Raw genomic sequence first — 23,557 nt, forward strand, 5'->3', positions numbered from 1 at the left:
TTTATAATATTTTAAAAAAAGCGACTGTGCCAGCTATCCATAGCAGGAACTTCCCAAGATTCGTTAAATTCTTGTACGTTATTGATTAAATTATTAAAAACAATTGTATTAGCTGTTACCGCTTTGTCTTTAACCATTTTTTTAAAATCAATTAGTGGCTTGTGTGCAATATGGTCGCCCAGTTTAAAGGTAACGTTCATTTTATCTAATAAATCAACGTTATATTTCTTTTCAAGGCTTTGAATAAATTCTACCGAAGAATCAATTGAACATCCCGTAGCTGCTTGAACATCTTGATTTACTGCTAAAATGATGAAGCGGTTGTATTTAAGTTGGTAAGATGATTCTAAACTTGTACCATGCGCTGCCCAATCTCCTAAAAATAGTTTCAAGTCTGATTCAATCTCTGAAAATTCAGCATCAGAAAACTTTCTATTCGATTGGTAAATCCAAATTCTGGACTCTTCCGGTAAATCTTCAAAAGGTACGTACATGTTGTATTATTTTTATAAGGAGTAGAAAATTATTTTTTTTCTAATCCTGTTATAATTTTAAAATATCTAAATTCTTTACTCTTTGGATCATAAAGTTCTATCTCAGTATAGCTCACTTTTACAAAATCCTTTTTCTTAAGCTCATTATTTGTAATTATAGCAGCACTTTCAAAATAATCTAACAAAATGAAATTATAATTTCTACCGTTATTATCTTTTATAAATAGCGAAATGAATTGTTCTGTTTTTATTTCGGTTACTTCACCTTCAATAAAAGAATCTGCTGTTTCTTCTTCAATAACTTCTTGTTCTTCGATTGTTTTTTCACCTAATTTCATAAGTGTTTCTGGGCAAGCTACTAGCATTTTAATAGCTACATTTTCTCCTAACTTACGCATCCCAGCTGTATCATCAAAACTTACTTTATCTTCAGCTTTAAATTCTGAAATATGATTAGTATAACTTTTAATAATACATAATCCTACTTGAGCTTGCAATTCTGCTTTACTCAATTTAGAATAATCTAATTTTTTAGCGGCTAAACATTCACAGCTTTCATTGCCTATTACTTGCAAAACATCTTGAGAATAAGAGATAGCATTCACAAATATAATAACTAAAAGGAAAAATCTCTTCATTGTTACAAATCTTGAGCATTAGCAATAAGTTCTGCAATATCCATTACTTTTACATCTCCCTCTTTTTCTTTATTTTTCACACCATCAGTCATCATTGTATTACAAAAAGGACAACCTGCTGCAATAATATCTGGTTTAACTTCAAGAGCATCTTCAGTTCTTAAAACATTTACTTCCTTGTCTCCTGGCTCAGCATCTTTAAACATTTGAGCACCACCAGCTCCACAACAAAGTCCGTTAGCTTTAGAACGTTTCATTTCAACTAATTCAACATCCAATTTCTCAATTAATTCTCTTGGAGCTTCGTATATTTTATTAGCACGACCTAAATAACACGGATCATGAAAAGTAATTCTCTTTCCTTTAAATTGACCACCTTCAATAGTTAATCGACCATCATCTAAAAGTGATTTTAAAAATTCAGTATGGTGAACTACTTCGTATTGGCCACCTAATTCAGGATATTCATTTTTTAATGTATTGAAACAATGTGGACAAGCAGTAACTATTTTTTTAGCCTCGTAAGCGTTCAAAACTTCAATGTTCATCATGGCTTGCATTTGGAATAAAAACTCATTACCCGCTCTTTTTGCTGGATCACCAGTACAACTTTCTTCAGTACCTAATACTGCAAAAGGAACGTTAGCACGGTTTAAAATTCGAACAAAAGCTTTAGTGATTTTTTTTGCTCTATCATCAAAACTTCCTGCACAACCTACCCAAAATAAAACCTCTGGTTGTTTTCCTTGAGCTAGCATTTCTGCCATTGTTGGTACTATTAAATTTTCTGACATTTGATAATTATTTTTTGGTTATTCAACTAACCAGTTATTGTAAAATTTGATAAAAAATTGAACTCTGAAATTAATTTTCGTCTTTCCAGTTCAAACGGTCTTGTTGGTTGTATTGCCATGGTGCTCCATTATTTTCGATATTGGTCATCATAGCATTTAATGGCATTGGCGCAGCACTTTGCTCCATTACAAGGTAACGACGCATGTCCATGATAATAGACAACGGACTAATATTTACAGGACATTCCTCTACACAAGCATTACATGATGTACATGCCCACAGCTCTTCAGGAGTTATATAATCGTTTAGTAAAGTCTTATTATCTGGAATAAAAATTCCTTTATTAGCATCAATATTTTTACCTACTTCTTCTAATCTATCACGAGTGTCCATCATAATCTTACGCGGAGAAAGTTTTTTTCCGGTTTGATTAGCAGGACATGACGATGTACAACGACCACATTCTGTACAAGTGTAAGCGTTTAATAATTGTACCCAATTTAAATCTTGAACATCACTAGCTCCAAACTTTGCAGGAACTTCTCCTTCAGCTGGTGCTGGCGCTGCTGCAAAAGGATCAGCATTAGGATCCATCATCATTTTCACCTCTTTAGTAACTGCTTCAAGGTTATCAAATTGTCCTAAAGGATTCAAATCAGCAAAATAAGTATTAGGGAAAGCTAATAAAATATGTAAGTGTTTAGAAAAATACAAATAATTCATGAAAACAAAAATCCCAATAATATGCAACCACCAGAAAGTTTCTGTTAAAAGCATAACCGTTTCATTTGACATTCCGTTGAATATAGGCTCAAGAAATTGACTTATAGGAAACGATCCTGCTTGTATAAAATGAGAAAAACCACCTGGAACGTTTTGTAAATGCAAATCAGATGCGTTCATTAATAAAAATAAAGACATCAAAACAACCTCAAAATATAAAATATAATTAGCATCGTTTTTAGGATACCCTTTCATTTCAGGATTCATAAAACGTTTCAACTTAATTACGTTTCTTCTAATCCAGAAAACGGTAACTGCAACTAATACTAAAAAAGCCAATATTTCAAATGTAGCAATCAAAACATTATATGTCGTACCTAAAAAGGCAAATATTCTATGTGTACCAAATAAACCATCAATGATGATTTCTAGTAATTCGATATTAATAATTACAAAACCTAAATAAACAACAATGTGTAATATTCCTGCAATAGGACGTTTAACCATTTTTGACTGCCCTAGAGCAATCATAGCCATGTTTTTCCAACGTTCGCTAGGGTTATCTTTTCGATCAATGTCGATTCCAAGGTTTACGTTTCTGTATATTTTTCTAATATTGTTAAAAAAATATCCAAATCCAATAACCAATAAAATGGCAAATAATATATTATCTAAATAGCTCATAAATGGGGGTTTGTTTTATTTAATTGAATCGTTAACAGTTGCTCCTTTATACGGTTTGTTCTTTTTTCCAAAAAGAGAAACGTTAATGTAACGTGTAGGATAAAGGCGTACATCTTGTAATAGGAGTTCTAATTCTTTAGTAGATTTTGATAAATTATTATAGAGACCATCGTCTTTAAGTAATTTTCCCATTGTACCTTGACCTGATTCTAAATTTTTCATAATTCCATCAACTTTCGCTAAAGTGTTATTCAAGTTTTGAACTGTTTTACCCAAATCAGCTTTATTAAGAGAGTCTGATATACTAGAAAAGTCTTTACTTATTTTATCAAAATTAGATACAACACCTTTAATTTGTGATTTATTATCATCTAATATACCATTCAAACTCATAGAAGCTCTATGAAATTGTGACATAGTCAGACTTAAATCAGCTAAAGTTTTTCTTAAATCTTCTTGTGCTTTTTTATCTAAAATATTATTTACACCAGTAATCAATTGATCGGCATTAGCCATAACTTTTTCTAACTTTACTTGAATAGGGGCAAGTTTTTCACCTAAAGAATCAGTCAGTCCTTGTTTAACATCACCTAATAAATAGCTACCATCTTTAGCAGGATTTTTATCGGTTAAATTTGGGTTAATCGCAATTTGCTTACCATTTATAAGACCAGGCTCATATATAGTTGCTGTACTAGATTGCGAAATAGGAAAATCAGATTTAATTTGCATTTCAACAATTATCTTTCCTGTATTTTGATCAATACTAATAGCATTTACCTTACCAATTATTAAACCGTTTAAAGTAACTGGTGCAGATGGCCCTAACCCTTCAACAGATTCATATTGAACATATAATTTTTTATAGCTTGAAAAAAGGTCACGACCTTTTAAAAAACTATATCCCCAAATAAATAATAGTATTGACGAAATTACTAGTATTGCCGTCTTGATTTCTCTTGTTAGTTTCAAAATTTAAAGTATTTTCAACAAATTTAATATAAAATATTCAACTTGTTATTATTTAATTGCTTCTTGAATGCTGATTTTTTTTCCGTTTTTAAAAGCGATTAAAAAAGCTGAAGAATAGCCTTTTGCTTTTGCTTGACTTAACAACACCTTAGATTGGTTATAATCAGAAGTTTCGCCGTACATATACTTGTAAACATTTCCAGATTTCTCCATAGAAATAGTATTTAAGCCTTTAAAATTTTTAGATTCTAATGCAACTTTTTTACTACTTGCTGATAGTTGCACTTTAAAAATTACATTCGTATCGCTCGTTTTAGTTGTTGTGTTTTTGGTCTCAGCTGGAGCACTACTTTTTGCAGGAGTTGTTTCTGGCGTTTTTTCAATCACTTTAGTTTCTGGTCTGGCCTCGTATGTTTCTACGGTTCCGTTACCATAATATTCATTTTTATAACTTATAATTGCATCAGTGATTGCTTTTGCAATTTCATTTTGTCCTTCTTCTGAATCTAAAGTATTTCCCTCAGTATTATTAGAAATAAATCCTGTTTCAATTAAAATACGCGTCATGTATGCTTTATGTAAAACCATAAAAGGGGCTTGTTTAACTCCACCACCACGTATTTTTTTTCCTAATTTTTCAAATTCATTTTCAACTTTACTCGCTAATGAAATACTATTTCCTAAGTATTCTTCTTGCATTAACGTCATACCAATCATAGTTTCTGGCGAATTAGGATCAAAGCCTTCGTATTTTCTTTTATAATCTTTTTCTAATGTTATAACCGAGTTCTCTTTTTTTGCTGCTTCTAAATTTGAAGCAATTTTATTCATACCCATTACATAAGTTTCTGTACCATCGGCAGAAGTGTTTCTACTAGCATTACAATGTATGGATACAAATATGTTTGCATTAGCTCTATTAGCGATATTAGCTCTTTCAACCAAATCGATAAATACATCTGTTTTCCTGGTATACGTAACATCTACTTTAGAGTTTGCTTCTAATAGTTTACCCACTTTTAACACTATTGCTAATGCAATATTTTTTTCGACATGACCATTATAGGTAGCTCCAAAATCATGCGCACCATGTCCTGCATCAAGAGTAACCTTAAAGTTATTAATTTGACCAAAACAAAGGTTGCTTATAAAAAAAGTGAGGAATAATAATCTTTTTAAAGTATTACTATTAGTATGTATCAATTTCAAAATCTATTTTATTTATTTTGTACAAATTTAATTATTCTTCTCAATAACTTCAAAACTATTGAGTAAGAGTTTTATTTTAATTTGAGGTGACAATAAACGCGTCAGAAAAACCAACCATCTTTGCTTCTGCCTGCAGTAATTTAGCTTCATCAAGACTTCCTGTTTCTCCATACATATAGCGGTATATTTCATTCTCATAAGTATTTGTTATCTTACTTAAGCCTTTAAAGTTACTTGTATTCATTGGAATGTTCTTAGAGCTTGCTAAAAGTTGTACCTTATAAGTAGTTGTATTAGCTGTTGTAGTCACACTTACTGTTTCAGTATTATTTTGCATCGGAGTACTGTTTGCGTAAGCAGAACCATAATATTTTTTCTTGTAAGCTACAATTGCATTTGCTATTTGCAAAGCCATCTGGTCTTGTCCTGACTCAGAGTTTAAATACTCTCCTTCTTCTTTATTGGATAAAAAACCAAGTTCTATTAAAACACTTGGCATATAAACAGCATCAAGAACCCACAATGGTTGCTGTTTTATACCTCTAGAATTCCTATTTAAATTATTTGTGAAATTATCTTGTATCTCTGTAGCAAGAATTATACTGTTATTTAAATTCTCTTCTTGCATTATGGTCAAGCCAATTAAAGATTCGGGTTTATTAGGATCAAAACCTTGGTATTTCTCTTTAAAATTATCTTCTAAAAAAATAACCGAGTTTTCGCTTTTAGCTACTTCAAGATTTAAATCTGTTCGAGACAATCCCATAACAAAAGTTTCAGTGCCGTAAGGCTGGAAATTTTTAACCGAATTACAATGGATTGAAACAAAAAGATTGGCATTTGCTTTATTGGCAATTTTTGGTCGATTCGCCAATTCTATAAAAACATCACTAGTTCGCGTGTAAATAACTTTAAAATCAGGCAACTTTTCTAGAAAAGCACCTACCTTCAACGTCGTTTTTAGAGCAATATCTTTTTCAGTATAGCCGTGATATGAGTTTCCAGGGTCCTTCCCACCATGTCCGGCATCAAGTATTATTGTGAAATTTTGATCATTTTGAGAGAACAACGCATTTATATTGAATAATACAATGAATGTCATCAAAAAAAAACTATAATAATTGATTTTCATATGTTAAAGTTAATTTTACTGGAACGTTAGTACTTAATTTTTTTATTTGATTATTTTTGACAAAAAATAATCTGTAAGTTTGACACTTCAAAAAACAGGCCATAATTTTACAAAAATAGCATTTATACCTTTGCAGACAAACTTATTTAATATCGTTTTAGTATCATTTTTCCTAACTTTAGGATGCAATAATCTATACGCTCAAGAAATTCAGAAAAAATCAACCGTTATTCCTGCTAAAACACCAGTAGAAAAACCATTAATAGTACCGATAAATGATTCAAAAACTATTCTTGAACCAAAGAAAGTAACAGATACTATTGTAAAAAAAGATACCATTAAAGCAACAAAAGATTTCTTAGATGGTAAAGTAAAATACAAGGCAGATAAATATGCCCGTATTGATCAAAAGAAAAAAACAATCACCTTATACGATAAAGCGGAACTTTATTACCAAGATGTCGAATTAAAATCAGGTATCATTGTTTTAGATTATGATAAAAATGAGGTTTATGCAGGACGTTTAAAAGATTCTACAGGTAAATACACACAATACCCAAGCTTTAAACAAGGAGCAAATGAAGTACAGCCAGATTCTATTAGATTTAACTTTAAATCTAAAAAGGCCTTAATATGGAATTCTAGATCAGATCAAGGAGATTTTAGAATAAAAGCTGCTATAACTAAAAAAGAAAATGATTCGGTTTACTTTTTAAAAGGAGCGCGCTTTACTACTTCAAAAAATATCGAAAATCCAGAGTACTATTTTCAAACCAATAAAGTAAAATTTATTCCTGGAAAAAAAGTTATTACTGGTTTAACCAATATGGTAATTGCTGATGTACCTACACCTATCGCACTTCCATTTGCTTATTTCCCTATGAGCAAAGAAACTAGTGTTTCAGGAATTATTCTGCCTAGTTATAATGATTCAAATACAAGAGGATTTTCATTGCAAAATGGAGGTTATTATTTTGCTTTAAGCGATAATTATGATCTTACTGCTCTAGGAGATTACTATACTAACGGAAGTTATGGACTACGCCTTGAGTCGTCTTATGCAAAAATATATCGCTATAGAGGAAATGTGAATTTCAGGTATGAAAATCTAATTACCAGCGAAAGAGGATATCCTGATTATGCAAAACAAAAAATCTATAATTTACAATGGTCACACTCTAGAGATTCAAAAGCCAATCCAAATTCTAGTTTCTCAGCCTCTGTGAATCTTGGAAGTAGTAAATATTTCCAGCAATCTATAAATCAAGCTAACGTAGGGTCCAACCTAAACAATACTTTGAGTTCTTCTGTTTCTTATTCAAAAACTTTTACAACAGTGCCGCAAGTTAGGATGTCCCTATCAGCAACTCACTCACAAAACACACAAACAGAAGTTATTAATATGACTTTACCAACCCTACAATTAAGTGTAGACCGTATCTATCCTTTTGTTGGGAAAGATGGTGTTAAAAAAGGTTTTTTCAAAAACATCAACTTACAATATAACTTAAACGGAAAAAACAGTATCACTACTACAGATTCGCTATTCTTTAAACCTCAAATGTTTAGAGATGCTAAAATAGGGATGCAACACAGTATTCCGTTGAGTACTAACTTTAAACTTTTTAAATATTTTAGTGCTACCACTAGCGTAAATTATGAAGAGGTTTGGTATGCTAAAACTATTAGCCGAAGTTATGATGTTGATCAAAGTGCGGTAGTAGATAAAGACGTAAATGGATTTGATGCATACCGTACGTACAACTTTTCTTCAAGTCTTGGAACAACGGTATATGGTACGTTTAATTTTGGTGATAACAAGAGAATAAAATCTATTAGACACGTTATGCGCCCATCAGTTTCTTATAGCTATACGCCAAGTTTCGAAAAATACTACGACACTTACGCTTCTGATGCTAGTGGAACAATCAACAAACAGTATACGCGTTTTGAAAACGGAATATATGGTTCGCCTGGTTTAACAAATTCTAATATTGTAGGATTTGATTTAAGCAATACATTTGAAGCCAAAGTAACTGATAGCGACAGTACAAAAGTAGAACCCAAGAAAGTGATGCTATTAAATAACTTAAACTTCTCTACAAGTTACAACGCTGATGCTGACGGTGAAACAACTTTAGCATGGGCACCTGTACGAATCAGCGGTGGTACACAACTTTTTAAAGACAAAATGAACGTGAATTTTGGAACGACATTAGACCCTTACGCAATTGATAATTCAGGTAATCGCATCAACACATTCAATATCAATAACGGAGGTAGTTTGTTTAGAATGACAAGTGCAAACATGACTTTAAACTATTCTATTTCTAGCAAAGAAAAAGATAAAAACAAAGACAAAAAGAACGACCAAACAGAAAGAAATGGTGGTCGAGAAGATGATTTATTTGGAAGAAATACTGTTCAAAATAACAGTTCTGTTAGTCAATTTGACGATGATGATGATGGTGAAGACAAAATATCAGAGTTTTTTAGATCTAAATTACCTTGGGACATGACGTTTGCCTACTCCTTAACCTATAGCAATAGTAACCGACAAAGAGAAATCACTGGAAACTCTATTATGATATCTGCAAATGCCGACTTAACTCCTAAATGGAAAGCAGGAATCTCTACTGGTTATGATTTTGTTCAAAAAGGAGTTACCTACACACAATTACGTTTTGAAAGAGATTTATTAAGCTGGAGAATGGATTTTAACTGGACACCTTTTGGAACTAACGCTAACTGGGGGTTCTTCATCGGAATCAAATCTGGTGTTTTAAGTGATATTAAATGGGATAAAAGAAGTAGTTCTACGCGTTAAAAGAAATTTTAGATTCATTAATTTTAACTGCTTAGTATAATTCGAAATAAAAGTTATTACAAGCTAAATAAAAAATACATTATGAAAAAAATAATCTTTACAGACAAAGCACCTGCTCCAATAGGACCTTACAACCAAGCAGTTTTAAAAGGAAACACGCTGTATACTTCAGGACAAATTGCTATAAATCCTGCAACAGGAGCATTAGAAACAAGCTCTATTGAAGTAGAAACAGAACAAGTAATGCAAAACATGAAAGCAGTATTAGACGCTGCAGGAATGACATTTGAAGATGTTGTAAAAACAACAATATTCATTATGGATATGAATGATTTTGCTAAAATAAATACCGTTTATGCGACTTATTTTAACGAAAAAACCGCTCCAGCACGTGAAACGGTTCAAGTGGCTTGTTTACCAAAGAATGTAAATGTTGAAATTTCTATGATTGCAATCCTATAGCTTTCAATAATAACTGAGCAGTTGCTTCGTTTGTGGCGATAGGCACATTGTGAACATCACATACACGAAGCAACATGTTTATGTCTACTTCATGAGCATGACTTGCTAAAGGGTCTTTAAAAAACAATACCATTTTAGTCTTACCCTCAGCAACTCTAGCTGCAATTTGAGCATCACCTCCTAGAGGTCCAGAAAGCATTTTCTTTACTTTAAATCCAGCATTTTCTGCCTTACTTCCAGTGGTACCCGTAGCTATTAATTTAATTTTTTCATGTTGTAATATCGCCGTGTTTTTGTTTAAAAACTGAACCATATCTGCTTTTTTACCGTCGTGTGCTATAATAGCAATTTCCATAGCTTTCATTATTTATTTGCAACGTGATAAGCAATCAAACCATCAATTGGTCTTCTTAAAACGTTTCCTAATTGTAATTCATATTTATCAAATGTTTGTTGTAATTCGTCTTTTAAATAAAAAGCGATTGACCCTACAAAATGTACAGGAACCTCTTTACAATTATCAAACTGCTTGATGTAATTTTTAACAAAAGACTTCATCCCTTTAAAAATAATTTTTTTACAGAATTCATGGTCTTTATGCTGAATTAAAAATTTAGCAAAAGTTGCTAAATAAGCATTAGGATTAGCTTCTTTATATAATTTACTTTTGATAAAATCAGGCTCAACATTGTATTCTTTTTCAAATTCAACAGCAAGCTCTTTTGGCATTTTATTAAAGTAATATTTTCGAATTAATTCTTTTCCAAGAACGTTTCCGCTACAATCATCCATAACAATATAGCCTAATGATTGTACTTTTTGATGCAATTCTTTACCGTCAAAATAACTACAGTTTGACCCTGTTCCTAAAATAGAGACAATCGCTTCTTCTCCTTTTGGAGTCGTTGCATAAACTGCAGCATAAGTATCCTCTTCAACAGAGATTATGGCATTTGTAAAATATTCTTGAAAAGCTTTGCGAAGCGTTACTTTCATTTTTTCAGTACCACAACCTGCACCATAGAAAAATAAATGAGTTGCATTTTTTTTATTCTGTAAAATATCAAAACGATCATTTAAACGTTCTACAATTTGATCACTATTTAGAATTTCAGGATTTAATCCTAAAGTTTGAGTTGTAAACAATATTTTTCCTTGATCATCTATTGCAATCCAATCCGCTTTAGTAGAACCACTATCAACTATTAATTTCATTTCTATCGGTTTAAGTTTTGGTTATCATTGTACCAATTCACTTTTAAAAGTAAGCTATTATTTTGTACAATTTAAAAATAAAAAAGAAAATCCCGCCAAAAAATAATTTGGCGGGATTTTTAAAATATATGTAATTATTTCAATGAAGAAATATGTACCGCTAAGTCAATTAATTTACTTGAATAACCATATTCGTTATCATACCAAGAAATGATTTTGAAGAAAGTAGAATTTAATCCAATTCCAGCATTAGCATCAATGATTGATGTTCTTGAATCACCAACAAAATCTTGAGATACAACAAGGTCTTCAGTAAATCCTAAGATACCTTTCATTGTAGTTTCAGAAGCTTTTTTCAAAACTGCCATTATTTCCTCATAAGAAGTTTCTTTAGCAACTTTAACTGTTAAATCCACTGCAGAAACATCTGTTGTAGGAACACGGAAAGCCATACCAGTAAGTTTTCCATTTAATTCTGGAATTACTTTTCCAACTGCTTTTGCAGCACCTGTAGATGATGGTATGATGTTACATGAAGCAGCACGTCCACCTCTCCAGTCTTTTTTAGACGGTCCATCAGTAGTCATTTGAGTTGAAGTTGTAGCATGAACTGTAGTCATTAACGCTTCAACAATACCAAAATTATCATTGATAACTTTAGCTAAAGGCGCTAAACAGTTAGTAGTACAAGATGCGTTAGAAACTACTAAATCAGAAGCTTTTGCTTCTTCATGGTTCACTCCCATTACAAACATTGGCGCATCAGAAGAAGGTGCAGAAATAATTACTTTTTTTGCTCCACCAGCAACGTGTGCGTTTGCAGTATCTTTAGTTGTAAAGAAACCAGTACATTCAGCAACAACATCTACTCCTACTGCATCCCATTTTAATTTAGCTGGCTCTCTTTCTGCTGTAACTCGAATGTTTTTTCCGTTTACAAAAAGTTGTCCCTCTTTTACTTCTACAGTACCATTAAATCTACCGTGAACTGAATCGTATTTCAATAAGTAAGCTAAGTGGTCTACATCTAATAAGTCATTAATTGCAACTACCTCAATATTGTCTTTATTGAAAGATTCTCTAAATACAATTCTTCCAATTCTTCCAAAACCGTTTATTCCTAATTTTACTTTTGACATTTTTTTTAATTTTTGTTATTTCTAGTTCTTGTTTAACTTTTTTAAAAGTCTAGCATTTTCATTCTAAACTTCAATATCTTTTAGGTTGACATGATCTCTGACACACGTAATAACTCTCTATCAATCTCTGATTTACCTTTGATTGCTTGTTCAAGTGGTGTAAGATTTACTTTGTCATTTTGCAGCCCAACCATGTAGTTTGATTTCCCATCAATTAACGACTCAACCGCTTTTACACCTAGTCTACTCGCTAATACTCTATCAAAACATGATGGAGAACCACCACGTTGCATGTGTCCAAGTACAGATACTCTAACATCATATTCAGGTAAATTAGCTTCAACGTAATCTTTTAATTCAAATACGTTTTTACCAATTTTGTCTCCTTCAGCAATTACTACAATACTTGATGATTTACCCGAAGCTTTACTTTTTTGTAAAGATTCTAATAAACGCTCTAAACCTAAATTTTCTTCTGGAATAAGAATCTCCTCTGCTCCAGCACCAATACCTGCATTTAAGGCAATGTGACCTGCATCTCTTCCCATAACTTCTACAAAAAACAATCGGTTATGTGAACTCGCCGTATCTCTAATTTTATCAATTACATCTACAACTGTATTTAGTGCGGTATCATATCCTAAAGTATGACTGGTCCCAAAAATATCATTATCAATTGTTCCTGGAATTCCCATTACTGGAAAATTAAATTCTGTATTGAATAACAGTCCTCCCGTAAAAGTTCCGTCTCCTCCAATAACTACTAAAGCATCAATTCCTGCTTTTATAAGATTAGCATGCGCTTTTTTTCTTCCTTCTGGAGTTTTAAATTCAAGCGAACGAGCAGATTTTAGTACTGTTCCTCCTTTATTTACGATATTATTAACCGTTCGAGGTCCCATTTCTTTGAAGTCTCCTTCAATCATTCCTTGATAACCTCTATAAATCCCTATACACTCAATGTTGTGGTAAGCACAAGTTCGAACAACTGCTCGAATGGCAGCATTCATCCCTGGAGAATCTCCTCCTGATGTTAACACTCCTACTTTTTTTATTGTTTTTGGCATTATAATAGTATTTAAGCGTAAATTTAACAAACATAAAGCACTTAAAACATGATGTAATTAATTAATTCATGAACTATTATAAATTCAAACGTTTTCGTTAATAAGTTTTCGAAAAACCAAAAAAAAGACGGTATTTTTTAACATTAATTAAAATATTGAATTATTCATTAACAATTAATTATAAATAAGCAATTATACCTAATTTTCGACACAAATAACAATTAGTCATTTAAGCTGTCATTAAATTATATTTATCGAAAGCAAATCCATCATGCTTAACCCAAAAAAAAGCCAAACTAATTCATATATAGAATTAGCTTAGCTTTTTATATCTAATAATTTAAAGAAAAAAATAGTTGTTATTAATATTCCTCTGGGATTACTGCTTCTTTATTTTTTTCAGTTTGCGGTTTCTTAGGCTCTTTTGGTTTCTCAAAATTGATGTATTCTGGAGATATAGTCGAATCTTGAAATTCATTTTCATATTTAGGAGCTGTTCCTATTTTGTATTTTTTAGAAAATTTATTCATCAACTCTTTAAAAGTATCAAAATCTACCTCATAAGAAATACCTGCACCTTGTGTATAACCAATTCCTTCTCCTATATAATTAATATCATTTTCTCTATTGAAAAGGCGTAAATTTAAAGTTCCGTCTTCATTAACACGGTATTGCAATTCTAAATCTCCCACCACAGCAGACTCATTTACACCTCCTATAGGCACCCCTATTTTACCATTAATTGTAATTCTTTCATTAACTTTTGAAGTAATTGTCGCAATCACACGACCATCTGTTTCTTTTCCAAGTCTTTTATCTGCAGGAGTATAATTTAACCCTACTTTGAACTTCTCACTGTCTGATTGTATAATTCCTCCTAACAATCCTGAAGCGGTTTCAAACAAACTTCCTGAAAAATCAGACTGGCTAACTCCTTCTGGACTTAAAAATCCCCCCGAAGAAAGTAAGTACAACGCTTGTGTTTGTCTCACATCTTTATCATTCAATTTATATTGAATCTCTGATTTTAGAACATTACTAACGGTAGGGAACTCAATATTAAAGTCGGGTTCCGGACTTGCTAAATCCCCACGTATACCTATAACCACTTCTACAGGAACTTTTCTATTAAAAGAGGAGTTATCTAATAAAACTGCTGGATTCGCATTCGTTTTATAAACAGCTTCTAGATTAAGTTGTGCACGCATAGGGTTACCTTCCCAAGAAATTGACCCACCTTTTTTTACATCAAACTTTTTATCTATGAACCCACCATATTTAAAATTATAAGAACCTTCATAAGGCTGGAAATCTCCCCACATATTAAATTTACCTAGCGTATTTATTTTAAATAATAATGTTCCGTATCCTTTTCCTTTCATTCCGTGACCAGAATTTCTATCTAAAATAACTTCTACCTCGGCTTCTGGTGTGATATCTAAATCAAACTCTAATTCTAATCCACCATATTTTTTTGTATTCTCGACAATACCCAACTTAATATTGCGTTTTTCTTTTGGAGTCAAAAAGTGTATAAAGGCATTATCACTAACGCTCTCTGCGTCATTAATAGGTATTTTTACTACCGTCCCTTTTTCTGATTTTGCTGCAACTTTAATAAACAAGCTATTGACAGGACCTTTTATAGATGCCGTACCATCGATAAATGCAGTACCATAATAAGCAGCGTCATCTTTATCTTTTGTATCTAATACGACTAACCTATTAGTATTGATTCCTAAATCCAGTTTCCAATCACCAAAATTATTATGCTCAACACTTCCGTTCAAATACCCTTTTGTATCATACTTAGTATCCGTTAAAGTATTATTTCTAAATAAAAATTTCTCATCGACTAAATCTACAATCGATCGATCGCTAAGTTGATAGTCAATGTTTAAATACGGAATTGTAAGACCTGCATTATCCACAAACAATCGTCCATTAATTTTTGGTTTTTTTAAATTGCCTCCAATAGTAGCATTTCCCGTCACAAGACCCCTAATATTAGAAAGCACATCACCTCCTAAAGAGCTAAGAATACCTAAATTAAATTTAGCCAATGCAACTTTTAAATCCAGCTGTGTTTCCTTACCTACAATTTCAAAATTACCGTTAGCACTTAGGGACTCTAAATTTTCATTCCTTATAAACGAATTTATAGTAAACTTTTGTAAATTTTTATCTCCTTCAATATTAAAATTTAAATCTCCTAAATCAGTTTTATTAATATTTAAATGGTCAATAATTAACGAGGCTGTGGGCTTATAAACATCATTATTTTGTTTAAAATTAATTTCACCATTTATATTCCCATTAAAAACAAACTTACTGCTTGCTGGAGTAATCTTAAATAAATCGACATCTTTAAAACTAAGATTTAAGTCTTTATTTATATTGTCTTTTATCGTTCCTTTTAAAGAAATTGCTTGCTCTTCATGTGACAAAATAATATCGTCAATATTGAAGTTTTTAAATGATTTGTCAAAAACGATTTGGTTATTAGGTGCATCTTCTTCATTCAAATACCATAAATAATCCTTGAATTTCATTTCAGACTTACTAATTCCTACCACGTTATTATTGTCTTTATTTATAGTATGGTATAAATTCAGATTGAAATAATCTTCCCCTTTTGAACCTCCTTTAAATTCTGACCTGAAAAACAAAGTATCCTTCATGGTAACATTGATCAAACTAAAGTCTCTAATTTTATAATATTCAGTCTTTATACTATCTAGTTCAACATACGCATTGTATAGCGGATTTTTATTATCAATAGCAACTCTTATATTATCAAAAGTGTTTTTTGCAACTAGAATTTGAGGCGAATTAAAATTAAGCTTAAACTCTTGGATATCTGACTTAATATTCCCTTTTACTACCGTATTAGTCGCAATTGACATTTCAGGATAAAATATCTCAATAATTTTATTGTAAATAGTGAAGTTAAATTTCAAGAACTGTCCTTTATTGACTTTGTTTGGTTTAAAATTTGTGTACAAACTACCCAATGAGTTTTTGACCAAATTACCCAATTGGCTAAACTGAAATTTTCCTATAATTTCTCCTTCAACAATATCTGGGGAGTTAACCGTAATAGTACGTATTCTATCCTTATCAAAACTTGAGAAGACATTAAAATCATTAAAAACATAGGTGTCTTTAGAATTTTGATAGGATGTTTTTTTGATATAAACGTTTCCTTGGAGGTTTTCAATAGTATTCCCAGTTACTTGAACAACAACATCTCCTTTAAAAATTGCCGTAGTATCTTGAACTAGTTTTAATTTGAATAAATCCGAATTTTCAACATTAATATGAAAGTCATATTTGTTTTCTTTATTTCGAAGATCTAATAAACCATCAAAATTCATGCTTAAATTAGGATCATTTACAGATATTTGCCCTTTATAATTAGGAGCTTTAAAATTTCCGTTGACAACTACATTAGTATAAGTATATTTTCTAAAATCTATTTTTGTGATATCCCCTTTTAAAGCAGTATTTAAATACTTCTCAGTAAAACCCACTCCATCAACATCAATATTCATACTGATTAAGCCTAAATCTTCACGATTAAGCAAGGTTCCTAAATCAAAATCATTCAAAACAACATTACCTACATAAGATGCCTTATCTATAAAATCAATTTGCTTCATACTAAAAACCGACTGAACATTACCTAGATCAGAATCCAGTGTAAAATCAGCATTCAAGAAAGTCTTACTCACTTGTGCGTTTCCTATAATAGTAAAATAACCTAATTTTTTTAATTCATCAGGAAGTCTTTTTCCTAACACATTAGGAAGTATAGTAGCCAGATTATCATAACTACTACTTACTTTTTTAAAATCACCATTCATATAAAATGGTTGGTTTGCTTTTCCAAAAAGGTTTTTAAAATTAATTCTACCTTCAATTTTAGTGTTTTTAGAATCAACTAATTTTAAATTATTTACATCTAAATTATTTAAAGGGCCTTTTATCCTTCCTGTTACATCAAAAAACTGATTCTTACCAAGTTCATTATAAAAATGCCTAATGTCATTTGTAGCTAAATGAGCTGACTTTAATTTCACATCAAATTTTACCTTATCATTGAAATTAGCAAAATCAGCTATTTTATAACTTAAAACCACATCCCCTTCTAGAGTAGATTCTTTAGTAACTAACTTAAGAGTTTCTAACTTTATATTTTTCTTGGTATAACTAAAGTCAGCACTTAAATCACTAACATACAATCCGCGGTGATCAAGAAAAGACATCTTATTGATTTTAGTATTTACAGCAGGACCATAAATTAAAAAATCACTTAATTTGATATTCAATTTTGTAAAATCAACATCTTTAGGAATAGCTCTATTTTCATCAGTTAATAAAAAATGACCATCAGTGATTGTAGCACTATTTGTTTTTAGTAAAAATTTTCTAGTTGAAGGTTTACCGGAATCGAAAGCGTTTAAGAAACGATCAAAATTGGTATCCTTTTCATTTTTGTACGTTTTTAAATTAAAAACCAACCCTTCTAAGCGTATATCTCCAAAAATTAAATCCCCTTCTAGTATTTTTTTACCTTCTAAAATATTCGTGTTTAAGATCTTTGTAAAAATCAATGTATCATTATGATCATCTCTAATCATTACATTCTTAAATTTCACACCGCCAAAAACTGAAACTCTCACGCCGTCAATAGCGATTTTAGTACCAAAATCATCATTGATACTTTTAGTAAAATACTGTGCTATTTTTGTTTGTACATAAGGCACAGACAATGCTATCGCTGCTAATAGCAATAGAATAATTATCCCAAGAAAAAGGCGAAAAATTATTTTAATAAATTTTTTGATACTAGTATATTGTTTTATTTTTTCTAAAATTTGATTTTGCCCAAGAAATGGCGGTGCCTTTGATAAAAATTCTTTAATTTTGGCTGCGCCGTAAAAATAAATAAATTAAAATTCGGTTCGTCAAATATAATCCAAAATTCGTGCCTTTTTATGCAAAATTCCAAGGTTTTTATTCTTGCCATCGAAAGTTCTTGTGATGACACTGCCGCAGCAGTCTTAGAAAATGACAAAGTACTGTCGAATGTTGTTGCTAATCAGCTAATTCACACTCAATATGGAGGTGTAGTTCCTGAGTTAGCATCACGTGCGCACCAACAAAATATTGTACCTGTAATTGATGCCGCATTAAAAAAAGCAAACATTACAAAAGATCAGCTCTCAGCTATAGCTTTTACTCAAGGTCCAGGATTAATGGGATCGTTATTAGTAGGAAGCTCGTTTGCTAAATCATTGGCTTTAGCATTAAATATTCCGTTGATTTCTGTCAACCACATGCATGCGCATATTTTAGCACATTTTATTGACGAAGAAGGCTTTGACAAACCCACTTTTCCTTTTTTAGCACTTACCATAAGTGGTGGTCACACACAAATTGTCAAAGTAGAAGACTTTTTTACTATGACAATAATAGGCGAGACTACTGATGATGCGGTAGGAGAAGCTTTTGATAAAAGCGCTAAAATATTAGGACTTCCCTACCCTGGAGGACCTCTAGTAGATAAAAATGCACAATCAGGTAATCCTAAAGCATATAAATTTACTAAACCAAAAGTGCCTGGATTAGATTTTAGTTTTTCAGGACTTAAAACAGCTATTTTATATTTTATCCAAAAGCAAAAAATAGAAAATCCTGATTTTGTTACAGAAAACATTAATGATATTTGTGCCTCAATTCAATACACTATTATTGAAATATTGATGGATAAATTAAAACTTGCCGTTAAAGAAACAGGAATTACGCAAATCGCTATTGGTGGTGGTGTATCTGCAAATTCAGGAATTCGAAAAACTTTGCAAGAAGCAGAAGGAAAATACGGATGGAAAACATTTGTACCCAAATTTGAATACACCACAGATAATGCTGCAATGATTGGGATTGTAGGTTATCAAAAGTACTTATCACAAAAATTTGAAACTGCCGCAGTAGTCTCAAAAGCACGCATACAATTTTAAAAAAAACATGCAATTATTTTACAACCAAAATATCAACAATACAACAACTGAATTTGTTTTTGACAAAGAAGAAAGCAAGCATATTATAAAAGTATTACGAAAACAAGATGGAGACATTCTACATGTTTCTAACGGTTTAGGGGAGCTTTTTGAATGCCAAATCACCTTAGCTTCTGATAATAAATGTACCGTAGAGGTACTTTCTTTCGAAAAGAAACCAGCTCCAAAATTTCATTTGCACTTAGCTGTAGCTCCCACTAAAATGAACGACCGTTTTGAATGGTTTTTAGAAAAAGCCACCGAAATAGGAATTCAAGAAATAACACCTATCATTTGTGATAGATCCGAAAGAAAAATAATCAATAAAGACCGCTTTGATAAGATTATTTTAACTGCTTTTAAACAAGCTAACGAAACGTATCTTCCTAAATTAAATGATGCTATTACACTCAAAGAATTCTTGAAGCAAGAACAAAAAGGCCAACTTTTAATTGCTCATTGTGAAGAAACTGATAAAAAAACGCTAAAATCAGTTCTTAAACCTAATGAGGATATTACTATATTGATAGGGCCAGAAGGTGATTTTTCTAATAAAGAAATAGATTTAGCTATAGCTAATAATTTCAAAGCAGTATCACTTGGAAATACTCGCTTACGTACAGAAACTGCTGCTATCGTTGCTTGTCACAGCGTTATTTATGCTAATGAAATTTAAAAAAATTTTTAAATAATAACCTACCGTATGAAAAAACTGTGTTTTATATTTTTATTTATTACTATCACTTCCTTTTCACAAGAGATCGCTTTAGTAAAATATGCAGGTGGTGGAGATTGGTATGCTAATCCTACTTCTTTGCCTAACTTAATAAAATATTGCAATGCAACTATTCATACTACCCTTAATTCTAAACCCGCAACGGTAGAGCCATCAAGTCCAAATTTATTTTCTTACCCATTTTTACACATGACTGGTCACGGAAATGTGATTTTTAGTCCAAATGATGTTACCAACTTGAAAAAATATTTACAATCTGGAGGCTTTTTACACATTGACGACAACTATGGATTAAACCAATACATCAGAAAAGAAATAAAAAAAATATTCCCAAATGATGACCTAGTTGAAATTCCATCAAGTCACGCTATTTTTCAAAAACCGTTTGTATTTGCAAATGGATTGCCTAAAATTCACGAACATGATGGTAAACGCCCACAAGCTTTTGGTATTTTTATCAAAAATAGATTAGTACTTCTATATACTTATGAATGCGATTTAGGAGATGGTTGGGAAGATCCTGAAGTAAACAATGACCCAATAGAAGTACGTGAAAAAGCATTAAAAATGGGTGCTAATATAATAAACTACATCTTTAACAATTAAGCTTGTGCAGTTAAATCACGACGAAAATCAGTTTGAAAGAAAAACTTTTCCAATAATTATAGTTTGCGATAATATCTATTTCCAGCAAAACATAGGCTCCTTATTTCGAATTAGTGAAGCCTTTGGTGTAGAAAAAATTATATTTTTAGGAAAAGAAGTTCCTTTAACACCTCGAAAAATCAATAAAACATCTAGAAGTACTCATTTACATGTACCACATTTGACCATCGAAGATCCAAATGAACTTATTAATTATTTAAGGAAAAATGACTATGAAACCGTTGCTTTAGAAATTACAACTACTAGCAAACCCCTTAAAAAATTAACCGTACCTACTACAAAAAAAACAGCCTTAATCATTGGTAGTGAGATTAATGGCGTATCCAAAACTCTTTTGTCTATTTCAAATCAAATAGTTCATATACCAATGTTTGGAACTAACAGCAGCATGAATGTAGTTCAAGCAACAAGTATTTTTCTGTACGAATTTACATCTTCTAAATGTTAATTTTATTTTATTAAATTGTTAACAATACCAATACCACAAGGCATTCTTCATTTATTCATATAACAGCTTACTTTATAGAATTTTTTTTATTAATAATTTAGTTATAAAATTGTTGAATGATTTCCCCAAATCATATTTTATTAACTTAACCTATAATTATTATGAAAAAAGTTGCTTTATCAGTAATGGCAGTTTTAATGCTATTCTCTTGTCAAAATGACAACAACTCAGAGTTAGAAACTCAAGAATCAGCTGCTATTACACAGCGAAAATGTGCAACACAAGATGTATTAGAAGCACAATTGAAAGAAGATCCAACCTTAGCGTTAAGGATGAATCAAATTGAAGATTTTACTAAAAAAGCGATGCTAACAGGCCGAATAGTAAATGGAAAGATTGAAATTCCAGTAATAGTAAACGTTCTTTATAGAACTTCGTCCGAAAATATTTCAGACGCCCAAATTCAATCCCAAATTGATGTTTTAAATGATGATTACAATGCTTCAAATGATGATTTCAGTCAAGTTCCTTCCATATTTTCAGGAATTAAGGCAAATGTTGGAATTACATTCGTTTTAGAAGCTATTAACCGAAAATCAACAACCAAAACTTCTTGGGGTACAAATGACAAAATGAAAAAAACATCACAAGGAGGAATTGCACCTACATCACCTACAACAAAATTGAATATGTGGGTATGCACCATTGGAGGAGGAATACTGGGTTACGCACAATTTCCTGGCGGTTCATCATCAACAGATGGTGTTGCTATTGATGCTAAATATTTTGGCGTTTCTGGAACAGCAAATTACCCATACAACTTAGGTAGAACTGCTACTCATGAAGTGGGACACTGGATGAACTTACGCCACATTTGGGGTGATGCTAATTGTGGTAGTGATTTAGTTAGTGATACACCTACGCATAACGATGCAAATTATGGCGTACCTACTTATCCTCATTATAGTACTTGCACAGGAACTCCTGTAGAGATGACAATGAATTATATGGATTATACAGATGACAGAGGTATGTTTATGTTCTCAAACGGACAAAAAAGTAGAATGGCAGCCATCTTTGTTTCTGGCGGGGCTAGATCAGGTTTTGGAAGCTAATATTTATTATAATATATAAGTTGAAATCTCGCTACTTGTTAGCGAGATTTTTTTATATTTATATCCTGAAAAAATAAATTAATGATCACACCAAAAATTATATCAAAAGGAATTTTAAGAGCACTTGCTTCCATTGTATTAGTAACTTTACTTTTATATTTCTTCTACCAGATCCAAGCTGTTTTAATATACTTAATTGTAGCATTAATACTAACATTGATTGGATACCCAATATTAGATTTTTTCATGAAACGTTTAAAATTTAATAACACATTTGCCACTATAGCAACTGTATTTATATTTGTTGTAACCATCAGTGGTTTTATAATGATGTTTATACCGCTTATTTTAAATCAAGGAGCTAATTTATCATTACTTAATACAGCCGAAATTGAAAAAAGCACCATACAATTAGTGAACCAAATCACCGTTTTTTTAGAAAATCATCACATTGATTCTTCACAAATGTTAAAAGAAGTGGACCTTAGTTCTAAACTAAATTTTGATCTTATTCCTAATTTTTTAAATGCCCTATTAGGCACTCTTAGCAGCTTCGGGATGGGATTAGCCTCTGTACTTTTTATAACTTTTTTTCTATTAAAAGATAGACGATCATTCTTAATTACTGCCCGAAAATTAATTCCGGATAATCATGAAGACCAAGTTTTAAACTCTATTGAAAAAATCAATAAATTATTATCTCGTTATTTTATTGGTCTAGTTATTCAGCTGTTTATTGTATTTATATTATATCTAATTATATTACTTATTTTTGGAATTCCTAACGCTATAGTTATTGCATTTCTATGTGCTGTTTTAAATGTAATCCCTTATATAGGTCCCTTAATAGCTTCAATATTAGCAGCTATTTTAACGATGTTGGCCAATTTAGGAACTGATTTCCAATCAGAAATTTTACCCACCACTATTTATGTATTAATTGGTTTCTGGATAGTACAAATCATCGATAATAACTTATCTCAACCTATAATATTTTCTAAAAGTGTTAGCTCACACCCTTTAGAAATATTTTTAGTAATATTAATTGCAGGTTTCTTATTTGGTGTTCTTGGAATGATCATTGCAGTTCCTCTTTTTACAATATTAAAAGTAGTAGCCAAAGAGTTTTTTCCTGAAAACAAGGCGATTCAGTTACTAACAAAAAACATATAA

General features: G+C 31.3%; 20 protein-coding genes. 8 read left to right on the forward strand and 12 right to left on the reverse strand.

All coding sequences use genetic code 11. The annotated features are described in order from the left end of the window. Nucleotides 1–11: 11 nt before the first annotated feature. The 7 genes from ACVEGE_RS19345 to ACVEGE_RS19375 all read right to left on the reverse strand — a co-directional run bounded on the left by ACVEGE_RS19345 (nt 12) and on the right by ACVEGE_RS19375 (nt 6,647). Nucleotides 12–494, reverse strand: a complete 483-nt coding sequence (locus ACVEGE_RS19345) for an ABC transporter ATPase (protein WP_173856035.1) — start codon at nt 492–494, stop codon at nt 12–14. A gap of 29 nt (nt 495–523) precedes the next feature. Further along, the gene (locus ACVEGE_RS19350) at nt 524–1,132 is read right to left on the reverse strand and encodes a hypothetical protein (RefSeq protein ID WP_192501711.1); all 609 of its coding nucleotides are present in this window, start codon (nt 1,130–1,132) and stop codon (nt 524–526) included. A gap of 2 nt (nt 1,133–1,134) precedes the next feature. After that, nucleotides 1,135–1,926, reverse strand: a complete 792-nt coding sequence (locus tag ACVEGE_RS19355) for a (Fe-S)-binding protein (RefSeq protein WP_173853510.1) — start codon at nt 1,924–1,926, stop codon at nt 1,135–1,137. Between the two features lie 70 nt (nt 1,927–1,996). Further along, nucleotides 1,997–3,334: a (Fe-S)-binding protein gene (locus ACVEGE_RS19360; protein WP_192501710.1), complete on the reverse strand. Its 1,338-nt coding sequence runs from the start codon at nt 3,332–3,334 to the stop codon at nt 1,997–1,999. A gap of 15 nt (nt 3,335–3,349) precedes the next feature. Then, entirely contained in the window at nt 3,350–4,306 is a 957-nt protein-coding gene (locus tag ACVEGE_RS19365) for an MlaD family protein (protein WP_173853512.1), read from the reverse strand. A 48-nt stretch (nt 4,307–4,354) separates the two neighbouring features. Continuing rightward, nucleotides 4,355–5,515 (reverse strand): N-acetylmuramoyl-L-alanine amidase family protein, encoded by a 1,161-nt coding sequence (locus ACVEGE_RS19370; RefSeq protein ID WP_225738174.1) that lies wholly within the window; start codon nt 5,513–5,515, stop codon nt 4,355–4,357. A gap of 76 nt (nt 5,516–5,591) precedes the next feature. Beyond that, complete coding sequence (locus ACVEGE_RS19375; RefSeq protein ID WP_192501709.1) at nt 5,592–6,647, reverse strand: N-acetylmuramoyl-L-alanine amidase family protein; 1,056 nt, start codon at nt 6,645–6,647, stop codon at nt 5,592–5,594. A gap of 79 nt (nt 6,648–6,726) precedes the next feature. On the opposite strand from ACVEGE_RS19375, the gene ACVEGE_RS19380 reads away from it, so the two are divergent. Both ACVEGE_RS19380 and ACVEGE_RS19385 read left to right on the forward strand, forming a co-directional pair. After that, entirely contained in the window at nt 6,727–9,474 is a 2,748-nt protein-coding gene (locus ACVEGE_RS19380; protein ID WP_192501708.1) for a putative LPS assembly protein LptD, read from the forward strand. A gap of 81 nt (nt 9,475–9,555) precedes the next feature. Continuing rightward, nucleotides 9,556–9,936, forward strand: coding sequence for a RidA family protein (locus tag ACVEGE_RS19385; protein WP_192501707.1), 381 nt, complete (start codon nt 9,556–9,558; stop codon nt 9,934–9,936). On the opposite strand, the gene ACVEGE_RS19390 is transcribed toward ACVEGE_RS19385, so the two are convergent. The 5 genes from ACVEGE_RS19390 to ACVEGE_RS19410 all read right to left on the reverse strand — a co-directional run bounded on the left by ACVEGE_RS19390 (nt 9,917) and on the right by ACVEGE_RS19410 (nt 18,153). Beyond that, a complete protein-coding gene (locus ACVEGE_RS19390; RefSeq protein ID WP_173853537.1) occupies nt 9,917–10,291 on the reverse strand; it encodes a methylglyoxal synthase in 375 nt (124 codons plus the stop codon). The two genes, ACVEGE_RS19385 and ACVEGE_RS19390, sit on opposite strands and share 20 nt — an antisense overlap. Nucleotides 10,292–10,299: 8 nt before the next feature. After that, on the reverse strand, nt 10,300–11,151 hold the full coding sequence (locus tag ACVEGE_RS19395; RefSeq protein ID WP_173853516.1) for an N-acetylglucosamine kinase: 852 nt from the start codon (nt 11,149–11,151) through the stop codon (nt 10,300–10,302). A gap of 134 nt (nt 11,152–11,285) precedes the next feature. Next, nucleotides 11,286–12,290 carry a type I glyceraldehyde-3-phosphate dehydrogenase gene (gene gap, locus ACVEGE_RS19400; protein WP_192501706.1) on the reverse strand — a complete coding sequence of 335 codons (1,005 nt, stop codon included), beginning with the start codon at nt 12,288–12,290 and terminating at the stop codon, nt 11,286–11,288. A gap of 80 nt (nt 12,291–12,370) precedes the next feature. Further along, nucleotides 12,371–13,357: a 6-phosphofructokinase gene (gene pfkA, locus ACVEGE_RS19405; protein WP_173853518.1), complete on the reverse strand. Its 987-nt coding sequence runs from the start codon at nt 13,355–13,357 to the stop codon at nt 12,371–12,373. A 362-nt stretch (nt 13,358–13,719) separates the two neighbouring features. Beyond that, nucleotides 13,720–18,153 carry a translocation/assembly module TamB domain-containing protein gene (locus tag ACVEGE_RS19410; protein ID WP_192501705.1) on the reverse strand — a complete coding sequence of 1,478 codons (4,434 nt, stop codon included), beginning with the start codon at nt 18,151–18,153 and terminating at the stop codon, nt 13,720–13,722. A gap of 204 nt (nt 18,154–18,357) precedes the next feature. Here ACVEGE_RS19410 and tsaD point away from each other — a divergent pair, with 204 nt between their 5' ends. The 6 genes from tsaD (at nt 18,358) to ACVEGE_RS19440 (ending at nt 23,557) form a co-directional block, all read left to right on the forward strand. Next, the gene (gene tsaD, locus ACVEGE_RS19415; protein WP_173856030.1) at nt 18,358–19,380 is read left to right on the forward strand and encodes a tRNA (adenosine(37)-N6)-threonylcarbamoyltransferase complex transferase subunit TsaD; all 1,023 of its coding nucleotides are present in this window, start codon (nt 18,358–18,360) and stop codon (nt 19,378–19,380) included. Nucleotides 19,381–19,387: 7 nt separating this feature from the next. After that, nucleotides 19,388–20,095: a 16S rRNA (uracil(1498)-N(3))-methyltransferase gene (locus ACVEGE_RS19420; protein ID WP_192501704.1), complete on the forward strand. Its 708-nt coding sequence runs from the start codon at nt 19,388–19,390 to the stop codon at nt 20,093–20,095. Nucleotides 20,096–20,122: 27 nt separating this feature from the next. Beyond that, the gene (locus tag ACVEGE_RS19425) at nt 20,123–20,761 is read left to right on the forward strand and encodes a DUF4159 domain-containing protein (protein ID WP_192501703.1); all 639 of its coding nucleotides are present in this window, start codon (nt 20,123–20,125) and stop codon (nt 20,759–20,761) included. Between the two features lie 4 nt (nt 20,762–20,765). Further along, nucleotides 20,766–21,269: a TrmH family RNA methyltransferase gene (locus ACVEGE_RS19430; RefSeq protein WP_192501702.1), complete on the forward strand. Its 504-nt coding sequence runs from the start codon at nt 20,766–20,768 to the stop codon at nt 21,267–21,269. Nucleotides 21,270–21,430: 161 nt separating this feature from the next. Further along, nucleotides 21,431–22,384: a zinc metalloprotease gene (locus tag ACVEGE_RS19435; RefSeq protein WP_192501701.1), complete on the forward strand. Its 954-nt coding sequence runs from the start codon at nt 21,431–21,433 to the stop codon at nt 22,382–22,384. 81 nt (nt 22,385–22,465) lie between these two features. After that, on the forward strand, nt 22,466–23,557 hold the full coding sequence (locus ACVEGE_RS19440; protein ID WP_192501700.1) for an AI-2E family transporter: 1,092 nt from the start codon (nt 22,466–22,468) through the stop codon (nt 23,555–23,557).

The sequence above is a fragment of the Flavobacterium sp. PL002 genome, assembly GCF_054165825.1.

Bases quoted from the DNA above. Each gene is read 5' to 3' on its own strand.
- ACVEGE_RS19345 (WP_173856035.1), bottom strand. From the start codon at position 494: ATGTACGTACCTTTTGAAGATTTACCGGAAGAGTCCAGAATTTGGATT.
- ACVEGE_RS19425 (WP_192501703.1), top strand. From the start codon at position 20,123: ATGAAAAAACTGTGTTTTATATTTTTATTTATTACTATCACTTCCTTT.
- pfkA (WP_173853518.1), bottom strand. From the start codon at position 13,357: ATGCCAAAAACAATAAAAAAAGTAGGAGTGTTAACATCAGGAGGAGAT.
- tsaD (WP_173856030.1), top strand. From the start codon at position 18,358: ATGCAAAATTCCAAGGTTTTTATTCTTGCCATCGAAAGTTCTTGTGAT.
- ACVEGE_RS19440 (WP_192501700.1), top strand. From the start codon at position 22,466: ATGATCACACCAAAAATTATATCAAAAGGAATTTTAAGAGCACTTGCT.
- ACVEGE_RS19355 (WP_173853510.1), bottom strand. From the start codon at position 1,926: ATGTCAGAAAATTTAATAGTACCAACAATGGCAGAAATGCTAGCTCAA.
- ACVEGE_RS19390 (WP_173853537.1), bottom strand. From the start codon at position 10,291: ATGGAAATTGCTATTATAGCACACGACGGTAAAAAAGCAGATATGGTT.
- gap (WP_192501706.1), bottom strand. From the start codon at position 12,290: ATGTCAAAAGTAAAATTAGGAATAAACGGTTTTGGAAGAATTGGAAGA.
- ACVEGE_RS19420 (WP_192501704.1), top strand. From the start codon at position 19,388: ATGCAATTATTTTACAACCAAAATATCAACAATACAACAACTGAATTT.
- ACVEGE_RS19375 (WP_192501709.1), bottom strand. From the start codon at position 6,647: ATGAAAATCAATTATTATAGTTTTTTTTTGATGACATTCATTGTATTA.
- ACVEGE_RS19435 (WP_192501701.1), top strand. From the start codon at position 21,431: ATGAAAAAAGTTGCTTTATCAGTAATGGCAGTTTTAATGCTATTCTCT.
- ACVEGE_RS19360 (WP_192501710.1), bottom strand. From the start codon at position 3,334: ATGAGCTATTTAGATAATATATTATTTGCCATTTTATTGGTTATTGGA.
- ACVEGE_RS19350 (WP_192501711.1), bottom strand. From the start codon at position 1,132: ATGAAGAGATTTTTCCTTTTAGTTATTATATTTGTGAATGCTATCTCT.
- ACVEGE_RS19385 (WP_192501707.1), top strand. From the start codon at position 9,556: ATGAAAAAAATAATCTTTACAGACAAAGCACCTGCTCCAATAGGACCT.
- ACVEGE_RS19395 (WP_173853516.1), bottom strand. From the start codon at position 11,151: ATGAAATTAATAGTTGATAGTGGTTCTACTAAAGCGGATTGGATTGCA.